This is a genomic window from Pseudomonas sp. JS3066, assembly GCF_036328175.1.
Lineage (GTDB): Bacteria > Pseudomonadota > Gammaproteobacteria > Pseudomonadales > Pseudomonadaceae > Metapseudomonas.
Map to the genome: position 1 here is coordinate 3,904,475 of NZ_CP143312.1, position 12,749 is coordinate 3,917,223.

Genomic DNA, 12,749 nt, shown 5'->3' on the forward strand with positions numbered 1-12,749 from the left:
CTTCTTGGCCACAGGGGCCTTCAATTCCGGGGAGCGATTCGCGAATGAATTCGCTCCCACAAACAGAAACGGACGGTCGTTCTCCGGCTCAGGCCTGGTTCAGGTACCAGCGCCAGTCCTGCTCACCAACTTCGGACATGAACTGGCGGTACTCGGCGCGTTTCACGGCCAGATAGACGCCGAGGAAGGCGGTACCGAACGCGTCGCGTGCCCAGCTGGAGCGCTCCAGGGCACACAGTGAAGTCAGCCAGTCGGTGGGCAGCAGCTCCTTGGCCTGGGCGTAACCGTTGCCCTCGATCGGATTACCCGGATCGATGTTCTCGCGGATACCGCGGTGGATACCGGCAAGGATGGCCGCGGCCGCCAGGTACGGGTTTGCGTCGGCCCCGCAGATGCGGTGCTCGATATGCCGGCTGTTGGCCGGGCCGCCCGGCACACGCAGGCTCACAGTGCGGTTATCCACACCCCAGGTCGGCGCCAGCGGTGCGTAGCTATTGGCCTGGAAGCGGCGATAGGAGTTGGCGTTGGGGCAGAACAGCAGCAGCGAATCCAGCAGGCTCTTGAGCATGCCCCCCACGGACTGGCGCAGCAGCGGGGTACCGGCAGGGTCTTCGCTGGCGAACAGGTTGTGGCCTTCGGCGTCGGCCAGGCTCACGTGCATGTGCATGCCGGTGCCGGCGATCTCGGCGAAGGGTTTGGCCATGAAGCACGCCTGCATGCCGTGGGCGTGGGCAACACCCTTGACCAGGCGCTTGTAACGCACGGCCTGATCCATGGCTTGCAGCGCATCGCCATGTTCCAGGGTGATTTCCACCTGGCCCGGTGCGTACTCGGAGATGGCGGTGCGCGCCGGAATGCCCTGGGCCTTGCAGGCGGCATAGAGGTCGGCGAGGAACGGCTCGATCTGCTCCAGTTCACGCAGCCCATACACCTGGGTACCACGCGGACGATGTCCATCGGCATCCAGCGCCGGCTGCGGACGGCCGTCAGCGTCGCGCTTCTGGTCCAGCAGGTAGAACTCCAGCTCGCAGGCCATTACCGGGTGGAAGCCATCGGCCTTGAGGCGATCGATCACTTCTACCAGCACATGGCGCGGGTCGGCGATGGCGGCGGGCATGCCCTCCTGCGGGTGCATGCTGACCTGCACGGCGGCGGTGGGCATCTTGCGCCAGGGCATGCGAACCAGGCTGCCGGCCAGCGGATAGGCGCGGCAATCGATATCGCCCACATCCCACACCAGGCCGGAGTTTTCCACATCCTCGCCATGCATGGTCAGGCCCAGGATAGTGCTGGGTAACGGACGGCCGGTTTCGTAAACGGCCAGGAGCTCGTCGCGATGCAGCAGCTTGCCGCGAGGCACGCCATTGGCGTCGAGGATGAAGAGTTCGAATGCGTCGATGTCCGGATTCTGTTCGAGGAAATCCCGGGCTTCCTGCACGCTGGCAAATGTCATGTCGCTCTCTTTAGTGCCCATGGGCACGCAAACTGGCCCTCACCGGTTCGGGCAAGGGTCGAATTTCTCTTTCTGGGTGAGGTTGGCCGCAGCGATGGCGGCCCGATCAGGCGAGAGCGCTGTCCGGCGGACGAGCGTGGCGGCAATGCCAGAGCGCCCAGAAAGCAAGTTCGAGCGGCAGGGAAATCACGAGATGGGAGGCCCACTTACGGAAGAACTGGACCTTGGGAGCGACTCCGGGAGCACGGCGGGCAGCGCGGCTCTGACCGAGGGTCAGGGCGCGGAGCGGAGAAGTGTGCGGAGTGGAACAACCCATGTGGGAAAGCTGCTTTATTGGAATGCGTTGGAGGCTCGCACGGCGGGATGGGTGAATAAAATTCAGGTTTTCCTATCCTTGGTTAACCAACGACTAAACATTAACCCTGCCTGAGGGAGATTCCATGTCAAAGCCGCAGCCCCGCAGGGTGAATGGCGCTTTTCCATTCACCAGCGGCGCCATACCGGACCTCGATGGTGGACCAGTGAAGCGTGGTCCACCCTACGGCTGAACACTCGGGTTCTGCCTAGCGCAGTTTCAGAGGGTCCACCAGGCCGGCCGCGATGGCCATGCCCACCAGGTCAGGCAGGCGCTCGGCCTGCATGCGTTTCATCACGCGGGCACGATAGAGGTCGATGGTCTTCACGCTAATGTCCAACTGCTCGGCAATCTCGCGGTTGGTGTAGCCCTGCACCAGCGGCAGCAGTACATCGCGCTCACGCGGAGTCAGACTGTCGAGACACTCCTGCAACTGCCCCTGGTTACCTGAGACGGTGCGCTGGTGGTCAGCGCGGGACAATGCCTGCTGCACGCTATCGAGCAGGAGCTGTTCGTTGTAGGGCTTCTCGATGAAATCATGAGCGCCCACCTTGAAGGCGCGTACCACAATCGGCACATCCGCGTGGCCACTGACGAAGATCACAGGCAGGTCGAGGCCGCGGCTGCGCATTTCTTCCTGCACATTTAGGCCTCCCATGCCGGGCATGCGCACGTCGAGCAATACACAGGCGTCGAGGCTAGCATCGCAGGCGTCGAGGAAGGCGCGGCCGCTGGTGAAGGGCAGCGCCTTGAGACCTACCGACTCCAGGAGCCAGACCGTGGAATCGAGCATGCCCTGGTCGTCGTCCACCACATAGACCACCTGTTCGCCACTGTTGGACATCAAATCGCTCCTGTTACCTTCTTGTTATTGCAGCGGCAGGCGGCAGCGCATGAGCAGCCCGCCCTCCCCGTTCGGCATTCCGTCCAGGGCGCCACCGAATCCTTCGATAATGCTGCGGCTCATCGACAGCCCCAGGCCCAGGCCATCCGGCTTGCTGGTATAGAAGGGAGTGAAGATGCGCGCCAGTTCCTTTTCGCCGAGCCCTGGCCCCTGATCGCAAACCTCGATGAGCAGTTGTCCGTCCTGTGCACTGGCAGCCAACCGGATCACCGATTCCCGACCGGGATGAGCCTCGCGGTTGGCGTCGATTGCGTTGCGCAGCAGGTTGAGCAGCACCTGTTCCAGCAACACCCGATCGGCGTAAACCGGCGGCAGATTGTCCGGTAATTGCTCGGCGATCGCCACCTGGCAGGCGCTGGCTTCCCAGGCGCACAGGCGCACCGCTTCGCGGGCCACTTCGGCCACGTCCAGCGCCTGCATCTTGCGCTGCCCCTTGCGCAGGAAGGCCCTTAGCCGCTTGATCACTTCCGAGGCATGGTTGGCGTGTTCGGTGATGCGCTCCAGCCCCTGGGCCACGCGCTCCGCCGCCTTGGGGTTGCTGCCCAGGGATTGCAGGTAGCGCTGGCTGGCACTGGCGTAGTTGACCACCGCGGCGAGCGGCTGGTTGATCTCGTGGGCGATGCCGGAGGCCAGTTCGCCCAAAGTCACCAGCCGTGCGGTGTGCGCCAGCTCATCCTGGTGGCGACGCTGCTGAGCCTCGCGCAGCTCGCGCTCGGTCATGTCGTGGGCCACCAGTGAGTAGTAGCGTTCGCCCCCCGCCGTGCTGTGGGCCAGCAGCACCATGGACACTGGCACCGATGCGCTGCCATCCGGGGGCAGCAGCCGCGAATCGATGCTCCACACGCCCTTGCGCTCGGCGGTGCGCCAGCCCTCGCGCTGCAGGCGCGCCAGATCATCCGCCAGCATCACCTCGGCCAGCGCCGGCATCGGCTGCCGGGCCTCCAGGCGCAGGGCACGACGGGCAGCCGGATTGAGGTACGTGATGTGCCCAGAGGGGTCGACGAACAGCACCGGGTCGGTATTGGCCTCCACTACCTCGGCCAGGCGTCGCCGGTTCTCCTCGGCCTGCACCCGCGCGGTGATGTCGCGGGAAACGCTGACCACCTCCACCACGGCCCCGGTGTAGGTCTCGCGAATGGCGCGGCTGGCCGTCTCGAACCATAGGTAATGCCCGGCGCGATTGCGAATGCGGTAAGTCATGGTGTGATAACCGTCTTGCTCCAGCGCATCCCGGGCGCGCTGTACCAGTTGGGCCAGTTCCTGGGGATGGAAGAGGCACTGGGCGAGCTGTCCGCGCAGCTCTTCCGGCCAGTAGCCGAGCAGGGTCCAGGAGGCCGGCGAGGCGTCGAGGAAACGGCCTTCGGGAGTGTGCCGGGAAATCAGGTCGGTGGTGTTCTCAGTGATCAGCCGGTAGAGCCGACGCGCCCGTGCCGCCTCGCGTTCGGCGAGGATCTGCGCGGTAGCTTCGCGGCAGCGCGCCACCACCCGTCGCTCCCGCGGGTCGGGGATATAGGTCCAGATCAGCATGCGCTCGCCGCACTGGGCCTCCACCCCTTCGATGGCGCGCTCCTGGGCCAGACAGGCACGCACAAGAGAGGAATGGTTCACCGGCAAAAAACGCAACACCTCGGCCAGGGGCATTTCCCCAAGCATCGCCAGCAGCGCGGCGTTCAGTTCCAGGGGGGCGGCCCCGGCATCCACCAGCAGGCTCGGCTGCGGGTCATGGCCGAGCAGCGGCGAAGCGCGCAGTAGGCCGTTGACGCTGCCGAGTAGAGTGGTGAGCAATTCGTGCACGCAGCCCAGCCAATCCAGCCCCACGCCTTCGTGCACTTCCACCAGCAGCAGCCCCCGCTGGCCGATCTCCAGCGTCAGGTCAAACGCTTGGCCATGGCTGATCGCGGCCCGGCGCAGACGTCCAGCCAGCCAGCAGTCGAGCTGGCGGAGCTGATGCAACGACAGCCGCCCATCCTCTGCCAGACGCTCGACCAGGCGTTCATCGCTGGCTTGCAGCGGATCGCCCTGCCCTGGTGGTAGCTGCTGACCGCTGCCTTCATGGCTGTAGATGGACGCACCAGACTGCCAGCTCAGATAGAAGGCCTGGCGTACCTCGGGGCAGCCGCGCAACGCCCGGCACAGGGCATCGGCGCGGGCGGACAGGGACACGCCCTCGCGCTGCAGGCGCAGCCAAGTGTGAAGTCGAACCGGGGTCTGGGTCATAGCGAGTCCAGCGGCAGGGGGTGGGCAAGGATATACCGGTCTACGGAAGGAACAGAAACACTATAGTAGTTTTACTATACGACTCTAGAAGTACTTCCATATGCCCACAAGCTTGTTATATAAATCACCCCAGAGAACTACCGGCCTCTTCCAGATGCGCCGGTGCAGAAGAGCTAATAATCAGCCGCCGGGTATCCAGCATGTCGATCTACGATCAGGGCCTCGCCCCTGCCGCCGTCAACCACATCGCCCTCTCCCCCCTCAGCTTCATCGAGCGCACTGCCGCCGTTTACCCCCATTACCCGGCCGTGATCCACGGCTCTATCCGCCGCAACTGGGCGCAGACCTACGCGCGCTGCCGGCGCCTGGCCTCGGCCCTGGCCAGCCGCGGCATCGGTAAGGGCGACACGGTGGCGGTGATGCTGCCGAATATCCCGCAGATGCTCGAGGCGCACTTCGGCGTGCCGATGATCGGCGCGGTGCTCAACACCCTGAACGTGCGCCTGGACGCTGAGGCCATCGCCTTCATGCTGCAGCACGGCGAGGCCAAGGTGCTGATCACCGACCGCGAGTTTCATGAAGTGATCCGCGCCGCCATCGGCATGCTCGACCACCCGCCACTGGTGATCGACGTCGACGACCCGGAATACGGCGAAGGCCAGGCCGTGAGCGAGCTGGATTACGAGGCGCTACTGGCAGAGGGCGACCCGGACTACGCCTGGCAGTGGCCCGAGGATGAATGGCAGGCCATCTCGCTGAACTACACCTCCGGCACCACCGGCAACCCCAAGGGCGTGGTCTACCACCACCGCGGCGCCTACCTGAACGCCCTGGGCAACCAGATGACCTGGAACATGGGCAACCATCCGGCCTACCTCTGGACCCTGCCGATGTTCCACTGCAATGGCTGGTGCTACCCCTGGACCGTGACTGCCCTAGCAGGCGTGCATGTATTCCTGCGCCGGGTCGACCCGCAGAAGATCCTCAACCTGATTCGCGAACACCAGGTCAGCCACCTGTGCGGTGCGCCAATCGTGCTCAACGCGCTGGTGAACATGCCCGAATCGGCCAAGGCCGCCATCGACCACCCGGTAAACGCCATGGTGGCGGGCGCCGCACCGCCGGCCAAGGTGATTGGCGCGGTGGAGGAAATGGGCATCCGCGTGACCCATGTCTACGGCCTCACCGAGGTCTACGGGCCGGTGACCGTCTGCGCATGGCATGACGAATGGGACGACCTTCCGCTGGAAGAGCGCGCCCGCATCAAATCCCGCCAGGGCGTGCGCTACCCCACCCTGGAAGGCGTCATGGTGGCCGATCCGAAGACCCTCGAACCGGTTCCCATGGACGGCCAGACCATCGGCGAGATCTTCATGCGCGGCAACACCGTGATGAAGGGCTACCTGAAGAACCCCAGCGCCACCAGCGAAGCCTTCGAGGGCGGCTGGTTCCACACCGGCGATCTGGCGGTCTGCCACCCGGACGGCTACGTGGAAATCCGCGACCGGCTGAAGGACATCATCATTTCCGGCGGCGAGAACATCTCCACTATCGAGCTGGAAGGCGTGCTCTACCGCCACCCGGCGGTACTGGAAGCGGCCGTGGTGGCGCGCCCGGACGAGAAATGGGGTGAAACCCCCTGCGCCTTCATCACCCTCAAGGCCGACCAGCAGGAGACGCGCGAGGCCGACATCATCGCCTTCTGCCGCGAGCACTTGGCCGGCTTCAAGGTGCCAAGGACGGTGATCTTCACCCAATTGCCAAAAACCTCCACCGGCAAGGTCCAGAAGTACGTCCTGCGGGAAATGGCAAAGAGCCTCTAATCCGACTCCGGCAGCAGCCGGACATACCAGAGACCCAGGAACGGGGCGGCAGCCAGTGGTTGCCGCCAAGGGCAGTCGCATGCCCGAAAAGCTGCGGCGGCCGGCTACAGGCATCGACAACAACAACAAGCGGAGCCCGATATGACACCTCACCACTCCCCCAACACCTCGGCCAGCGCTCGCATCATGGCCAACCCGAAGTTCCAGCGCCTGGCCCAGGAGCGCGCCGTTCTCGCCTGGTCGCTCAGCGCCCTGGTGCTGGCGGTCTACTACCTGTTCATCATGCTCGTAGCCTTCGTCCCCGGCTGGCTGCACCTTCCCCTCTACGAGGGCAGCCATCTCAGCCGCGGCATCCCGCTGGGTGCCGCCATCATCATTCTTTCCTGGCTGCTGACCGCCTGGTACGTGCGTCACGCCAATACCCGCTTCGATGCACTGAGCGCGGAAATCCTCGCGGAGGGTCAGGCATGAAAGCCCTCCTCGCCCTCCTTGCCCTCGCGCCGCTGAGCGGCTTCGCCGACACCATCACGGCGCAGAAGCAACCCCTCAACCTGCATGCCATCGGCATGTTCTTCGTCTTTGTCCTGGCCACCCTGGCCATCACCTGGTGGGCCGCCCGGCGCACCCGCTCCACCGCCGACTTCTACACCGCTGGCGGTGGCATCTCGGGCTTCCAGAACGGCCTGGCGATTGCCGGCGACTACATGTCGGCGGCCACCCTGCTGGGCCTTTCGAGCCTGGTGTTCGCCAAGGGCTACGACGGCTTCGTCTACATCATCGGCTTCTTCGTCGGCTGGCCCATCGTCACTTTCCTGATGGCCGAGCGCCTGCGCAACCTGGGCCGCTACACCTTCGCCGACATCGTCTCCTACCGCCTGGACCAGACCCGCATTCGCAGCTTCGCCGCCCTCGGCTCGCTGACCGTGGTCTGCTGCTACCTAGTCGTGCAGATGGTCGGCGCCGGCCAGCTGATCAAGCTGCTGTTCGGCCTGGACTATCAGCTGGCCGTGGTAGTGGTCGGTGTCCTGATGCTGGTCTACGTGATCTTCGGCGGCATGATCGCCACCACCTGGGTGCAGATCACCAAGGCCGTCCTGCTGCTGGCCGGTGGCACCGCACTGGTGCTGATGGCCATGAGCGAGTTCGGCTTCAGCTTCGAGAACCTGGCCGAGCGAGCGGTCGCCGTACACGCCAGCGGCGTCAAGATCATGGGGCCCGGTACCTTGCTGGCCGACCCGATCAGTGCCGTCTCGCTGTCCCTCGGCCTGGTGTTCGGCATCGCCGGCCTGCCACACATCCTGATGCGCTTCTTCACTGTGCCCAATGCCAGGGAAGCCCGCCGCTCGGTGCTGTTCGCCACCGGCTTCATCGGTTTCTTCTTCCTGGTGGTCTGCGTGCTCGGCTACACCGCGATCGTGATCGTCGGCACCGACCCGCAGTACTTCGTCGACGGCAAGCTGGGTGGCGCCCTGGTGGGCGGCGGCAACATGGTCGCCATGCACCTGGCCCAGGCAGTGGGCGGCAACCTGTTCCTCGGTTTCCTCTCCGCCGTAGCCTTCGCCACCATCCTCGCCGTGGTTGCAGGCCTTGCCCTGGCGGGCGCCTCGGCCATCTCCCACGACCTCTATGCCTCTGTGCTGAAAAAGGGGCACGCCAGCGAGAAGGATGAAATGCGGGTGTCGCGCATCGCCACCGTGGCTATCGGCCTGGTCGCAATCGGCCTGGGCATTCTCTTCGAGCAGATGAACATCGCCTTCCTCGTGGGCCTGACCTTCGGCGTCGCCGCTTCGGCCAACTTCCCGGTGCTGATCATGGCCATGTACTGGAAAGGCCTGACCACCCGTGGTGCCCTCTGGGGTGGGCTGACCGGGCTGGTGAGCGCCCTGGCCCTGGTGATCTGTGCACCGGCCGTCTGGGTCGGCGTGCTGGGCCATGAGAAGGCCCTGTTCCCCTACGACCAGCCGGCGCTGTTCTCCATGCCGCTGGCGTTCCTGGTGATCGTCGTCGTCTCCACTCTCGATCGCAGCGCCCGCGCCAGCCGCGAACGCGCCGCCTATGACGACCAGTTCGTGCGCGCCCAGACCGGCCTGGGGGCTGCCGCCGCCAGCAGCCACTGAACCATCCGGCACGGCCTGCGGGCCGTGCCTTCCCGCAATCGCCGTAACAGAGGTTCCACGCCATGCCCGAATACAACGCCCCGCTGCGCGACCTGCGCTTCGTCCTGCATGAGGTCTTCGACGCCCCGTCCCTCTGGGCGCGCCTGCCTGCGCTGGCCGAACGGGTCGATGTCGACACCGCCGACGCCATCCTGGAAGAAGCGGCCAAGGTCACTGGGCAGCTCATCGCCCCGCTCAACCGCAGCGGTGACGAAGAAGGCGCTCAGTGGCACGAGGGCGTGGTCAGCACCCCGACAGGCTTCAAGGAGGCCTACGCCACCTATATCGACGGTGGCTGGGTGGGGCTTTCCGGCAACCCGGACTTCAGTGGCCTGGGCATGCCGAAGATGCTCGCTGTGCAGTTCGAGGAAATGCTCTACGCCGCCAACTCCAGCTTCGCCCTGTACTCCGCGCTGTCCTCCGGCGCCTGCCTGGCCATCGACGCCCACGCCAGCGCCGACCTGAAACAGACCTACCTGCCCCCGATGTACGAAGGTCGCTGGGCCGGCTCGATGTGCCTCACCGAACCCCAGGCTGGCACCGATCTCGGCATCATCCGCACCAAGGCCGCCCCCCAGGCCGACGGCAGCTACCGCATCACCGGTACCAAGATCTTCATCACCGGAGGCGAACAAGACCTCACCGAAAACATCATCCATCTGGTGCTGGCCAAGCTGCCGGATGCGCCGGCCGGTCCCAAGGGCATTTCCCTGTTCCTGGTGCCCAAGGTGATGGTCAACGCAGATGGGTCCCTCGGCGCGGCCAACGCCGTGAGCTGCGGCTCCATCGAGCACAAGATGGGCATCAAGGCCTCGGCCACCTGCGTAATGAACTTCGACGGCGCCAGCGGGTGGCTGATCGGCGAAGCCAACAAGGGCCTGGCGGCGATGTTCACCATGATGAACTACGAGCGCCTGTCCATCGGAATCCAGGGCATTGGCTGCGCCGACGCCTCCTACCAGAGCGCCGTGGCCTACGCCCGCGAGCGCATCCAGAGCCGCGCGCCCGCCGGCCCAGTGGCGCGGGACAAGGTGGCCGACCCGATCATCCATCACCCCGACGTGCGCCGCATGCTGCTCAGCATGAAGGCCATGACCGAGGGTGGCCGCGCATTCGCCTGCTATGTCGGCCAGCAACTGGACCTGGCCAAGTACGCCGATGACAGCGACGAACGCCAGCGCGCCGAGGCCCTGGTGGCCCTGCTCACTCCGGTGGCCAAGGCCTTCTTCACCGACACCGGCCTGGACAGCTGCGTGCTCGGCCAGCAGGTGTTCGGCGGCCACGGCTACATCCGCGAATGGGGCCAGGAACAACTGGTACGCGACGTACGCATTGCGCAGATCTACGAAGGCACCAACGGCATCCAGGCCCTCGACCTGCTGGGCCGCAAGGTAGTGGCCAACGGCGGCGCCGCACTCAAGCTGTTCTGCGCCGATGTGCGCGCCTTCGCCAGCCAATCCGCCACCCCCTACACCACCGAACTACTGGAAGCCCTCGGGCGCCTGGAGGGCGCCAGTGAATGGCTGCTGGCCCAGGCCAGCCGCAGCCCCAACGAAGTGGGCGCAGCCTCGGTGGAATACCTGCAGCTTTTCGGCCATGTGGCCTACGCCTGGCTGTGGGCGCGCATGGCTGCCGTAGCCGAAGCGCGTCGAGAGGAGGACGAGGCCTTCTACGGCGCCAAGCTGGCCACCGCCGAGTTCTTCTTCCGTCGCCTGCTACCGCGCACCCTGGCCCTGGAGGCCAGCATCCGCGCTGGCGCCGAGCCGCTCTTCGGCCTTTCCAGCGAACAGTTCTGACCCTTGAGCGTGGCGCGGCCCGTGCTCCTTTGGGCCGCGCTTTTTTAATACCGCTGTACCTGAAAAAACAAAAACAAGAGGACTCACGATGACCCGTACCACCCTCACCTCCCACCTACTGTTCGTCGGCGGCGCGCTGTGTTGCTCCACACCCGCCCTGGCGGACTTCGTCAAGGATTCGAAAGCCAGCCTGGAGCTGCGCAACTTCTACTTCAACCGCGACTTCCGCCAAGACAACGCGACCCAGGCCAAGGCCGAGGAATGGGCCCAGGGTTTCCTCCTGCGCTATGAGTCCGGCTTCACCGAGGGACAGATCGGTGTCGGCGTCGACGCCATCGGCCTGCTCGGCGTGAAACTCGACTCCAGCCCTGACCGTGCCGGTTCCGGACTGCTCAAGCGTGACCGCGAAGCGCCCAAGCGCGCCCAGGATGAATACGGTGAGCTGGGCCTGACCGCCAAGCTGCGCGCCTCGAAGAGCACCCTCAAGCTCGGCACCCTGATGCCCAAGCTGCCGGTGCTGCTGGCCAACGATTCGCGCTTGCTGCCGCAGACGTTCGAAGGCGGTCAACTCAACTCCCTGGAGATCGACGGCCTGACCTTCGATGCCGGACGCCTGCGCCAGGTGAACCAGCGCGACTCCTCGGACTACGAGGACATGAGCATCACCACGGTGGGCGTGAAGAACATCCGCGCGCGCCAGACCACCAGCGATGCCTTCGACTTCGCCAACCTCAGCTACAAGTGGAACGACGCCCTCACCACTGGTTATGGCTTCGGCCGCCTGGACGACTTCTACCGCCAGCACTACCTGAGCCTGAACCACCTGCTGCCCCTGGGTGACGGCCAGAGCCTGAAGAGCGACCTGCGCTTTGCCCGCTCCACTGACGAGGGCGGTAGCAATGTCGACAACAAGGCCTTCGGCGCAATGTTCACCTACGGCTTCGGCGGCCACGCCGTGGGCCTGGGCTACCAGCGTATGAGCGGCGACACCGGCTTCGCCTACGTCAATGGCAGCGACGCCTACCTGGTGAACTTCGTGCAGATCAGCGACTTCGCCAACCGCGAGGAACGCTCCTGGCAGGCACGCTACGACTACAACTTCGCGGCTGTCGGGATTCCGGGGCTGACCTTCATGACCCGCTACCTCTCCGGCGACGGCATCGAGCTGGGCGCTGGCCGCGAAGACGGCAAGGAATGGGAGCGCGACACCGATATCGCCTACGTGGTGCAGAGCGGCCCGCTGAAGAACCTTGGATTGAAGTGGCGCAACGCGACGGTGCGTTCGACCAACTTCGGCAACGACCTCGACGAGAACCGCCTGATTCTCAGCTACACCCTGCCACTCTGGTAAGGGCTCAAAGCCAACCTTCGGACCGCGCTGTTGGGCCTCGTTCCTCGACGCCAACCTACGGCAGGACTGCGTCCTGCCTGGCGAATGAATTCGCCCCTACAGGGATGTGCGCACGGGCCGCCCCTCTCCCTTCAGGGAGAGGGGCTCCCATAGGTTGGCGCTGAGCGAAGCGAAACCCGTCGATGACTGCACACCGGGCTAATGGGTATCGCAGGCTCGCGGACCGCCGCCGAACCCATCCTACGGACACATAGCACAGCCCCTCACGCTCACTTCGGGTAAGGCTCGAGCACTGCCTCCTGCTCGGTCTTGAGCATCCACACCACCAGCTTCGCCGGCTTGGAGTCGCTGGCATTGCGCGATTGCAGGTGGACACTGCCCGCAGGCTCGTACCAGCTCTCGCCCGCCTTGTAGCGCTTGGGCTCCTCGCCCTTGAGCTGGGAGATCACCTCCCCTTCCTCAACGTAGGCGAGCACCGAACCTGCATGACTGTGGGCCACGGAGCGTTGCCCTGGCGCATAGTCCACGGTGAGCAGGATGGCCTGCTTGCCAGGCGCATTGAGCAGCTCGTGATCATGCAGGATGGTGACCTGCTCCTGGCCCTCGCCCGTTTCGTGCGCATAGGCCTGGGGGAGGTTCAACAGCATCAGGCCAGCGGCCAAGGCACTCAAGGTCTTCAGGTTGCGCATCGTGG

Annotated in this window: 9 protein-coding genes; 5 read left to right on the top strand and 4 right to left on the bottom strand. The window is 65.1% G+C overall.

Features of this window, described 5'->3' with window-relative positions:
• Positions 1 to 88 precede the first annotated feature (88 nt).
• From SA496_RS18435 to SA496_RS18445, 3 genes are all read right to left on the bottom strand, one after another.
• Positions 89 to 1,453, bottom strand: a complete 1,365-nt coding sequence (locus SA496_RS18435) for a glutamine synthetase family protein (RefSeq protein WP_330114271.1) — start codon at positions 1,451 to 1,453, stop codon at positions 89 to 91.
• Positions 1,454 to 2,016: 563 nt separating this feature from the next.
• Entirely contained in the window at positions 2,017 to 2,652 is a 636-nt protein-coding gene (locus tag SA496_RS18440; protein WP_330114272.1) for a response regulator transcription factor, read from the bottom strand.
• Positions 2,653 to 2,676: 24 nt separating this feature from the next.
• The gene (locus tag SA496_RS18445; protein WP_120649770.1) at positions 2,677 to 4,929 is read right to left on the bottom strand and encodes a PAS domain-containing sensor histidine kinase; all 2,253 of its coding nucleotides are present in this window, start codon (positions 4,927 to 4,929) and stop codon (positions 2,677 to 2,679) included.
• Between the two features lie 200 nt (positions 4,930 to 5,129).
• Here SA496_RS18445 and SA496_RS18450 point away from each other — a divergent pair, with 200 nt between their 5' ends.
• From SA496_RS18450 to SA496_RS18470, 5 genes are all read left to right on the top strand, one after another.
• Positions 5,130 to 6,752, top strand: a complete 1,623-nt coding sequence (locus SA496_RS18450; protein ID WP_330114273.1) for an acyl-CoA synthetase — start codon at positions 5,130 to 5,132, stop codon at positions 6,750 to 6,752.
• Between the two features lie 141 nt (positions 6,753 to 6,893).
• A complete protein-coding gene (locus SA496_RS18455; RefSeq protein WP_120649768.1) occupies positions 6,894 to 7,223 on the top strand; it encodes a DUF485 domain-containing protein in 330 nt (109 codons plus the stop codon).
• Positions 7,220 to 8,869, top strand: coding sequence for a cation acetate symporter (locus tag SA496_RS18460; protein ID WP_120650627.1), 1,650 nt, complete (start codon positions 7,220 to 7,222; stop codon positions 8,867 to 8,869). The genes SA496_RS18455 and SA496_RS18460 overlap by 4 nt, the downstream gene beginning before the upstream one ends.
• Before the next feature lie 62 nt (positions 8,870 to 8,931).
• Complete coding sequence (locus SA496_RS18465; RefSeq protein WP_153918455.1) at positions 8,932 to 10,704, top strand: acyl-CoA dehydrogenase C-terminal domain-containing protein; 1,773 nt, start codon at positions 8,932 to 8,934, stop codon at positions 10,702 to 10,704.
• 88 nt (positions 10,705 to 10,792) lie between these two features.
• Positions 10,793 to 12,055, top strand: coding sequence for an OprD family porin (locus tag SA496_RS18470; protein ID WP_330114274.1), 1,263 nt, complete (start codon positions 10,793 to 10,795; stop codon positions 12,053 to 12,055).
• 269 nt (positions 12,056 to 12,324) lie between these two features.
• On the opposite strand, the gene SA496_RS18475 is transcribed toward SA496_RS18470, so the two are convergent.
• The gene (locus SA496_RS18475; RefSeq protein WP_120649765.1) at positions 12,325 to 12,744 is read right to left on the bottom strand and encodes a cupin domain-containing protein; all 420 of its coding nucleotides are present in this window, start codon (positions 12,742 to 12,744) and stop codon (positions 12,325 to 12,327) included.
• Between the last annotated feature and the right edge of the window lie 5 nt (positions 12,745 to 12,749).

Excerpts from the sequence above, each read along its gene's own strand:
- SA496_RS18460 (WP_120650627.1), top strand. The coding sequence starts at position 7,220 with ATGAAAGCCCTCCTCGCCCTCCTTGCCCTCGCGCCGCTGAGCGGCTTC.
- SA496_RS18455 (WP_120649768.1), top strand. The coding sequence starts at position 6,894 with ATGACACCTCACCACTCCCCCAACACCTCGGCCAGCGCTCGCATCATG.
- SA496_RS18445 (WP_120649770.1), bottom strand. The coding sequence starts at position 4,929 with ATGACCCAGACCCCGGTTCGACTTCACACTTGGCTGCGCCTGCAGCGC.
- SA496_RS18435 (WP_330114271.1), bottom strand. The coding sequence starts at position 1,453 with ATGACATTTGCCAGCGTGCAGGAAGCCCGGGATTTCCTCGAACAGAAT.
- SA496_RS18475 (WP_120649765.1), bottom strand. The coding sequence starts at position 12,744 with ATGCGCAACCTGAAGACCTTGAGTGCCTTGGCCGCTGGCCTGATGCTG.
- SA496_RS18450 (WP_330114273.1), top strand. The coding sequence starts at position 5,130 with ATGTCGATCTACGATCAGGGCCTCGCCCCTGCCGCCGTCAACCACATC.
- SA496_RS18465 (WP_153918455.1), top strand. The coding sequence starts at position 8,932 with ATGCCCGAATACAACGCCCCGCTGCGCGACCTGCGCTTCGTCCTGCAT.
- SA496_RS18440 (WP_330114272.1), bottom strand. The coding sequence starts at position 2,652 with ATGTCCAACAGTGGCGAACAGGTGGTCTATGTGGTGGACGACGACCAG.
- SA496_RS18470 (WP_330114274.1), top strand. The coding sequence starts at position 10,793 with ATGACCCGTACCACCCTCACCTCCCACCTACTGTTCGTCGGCGGCGCG.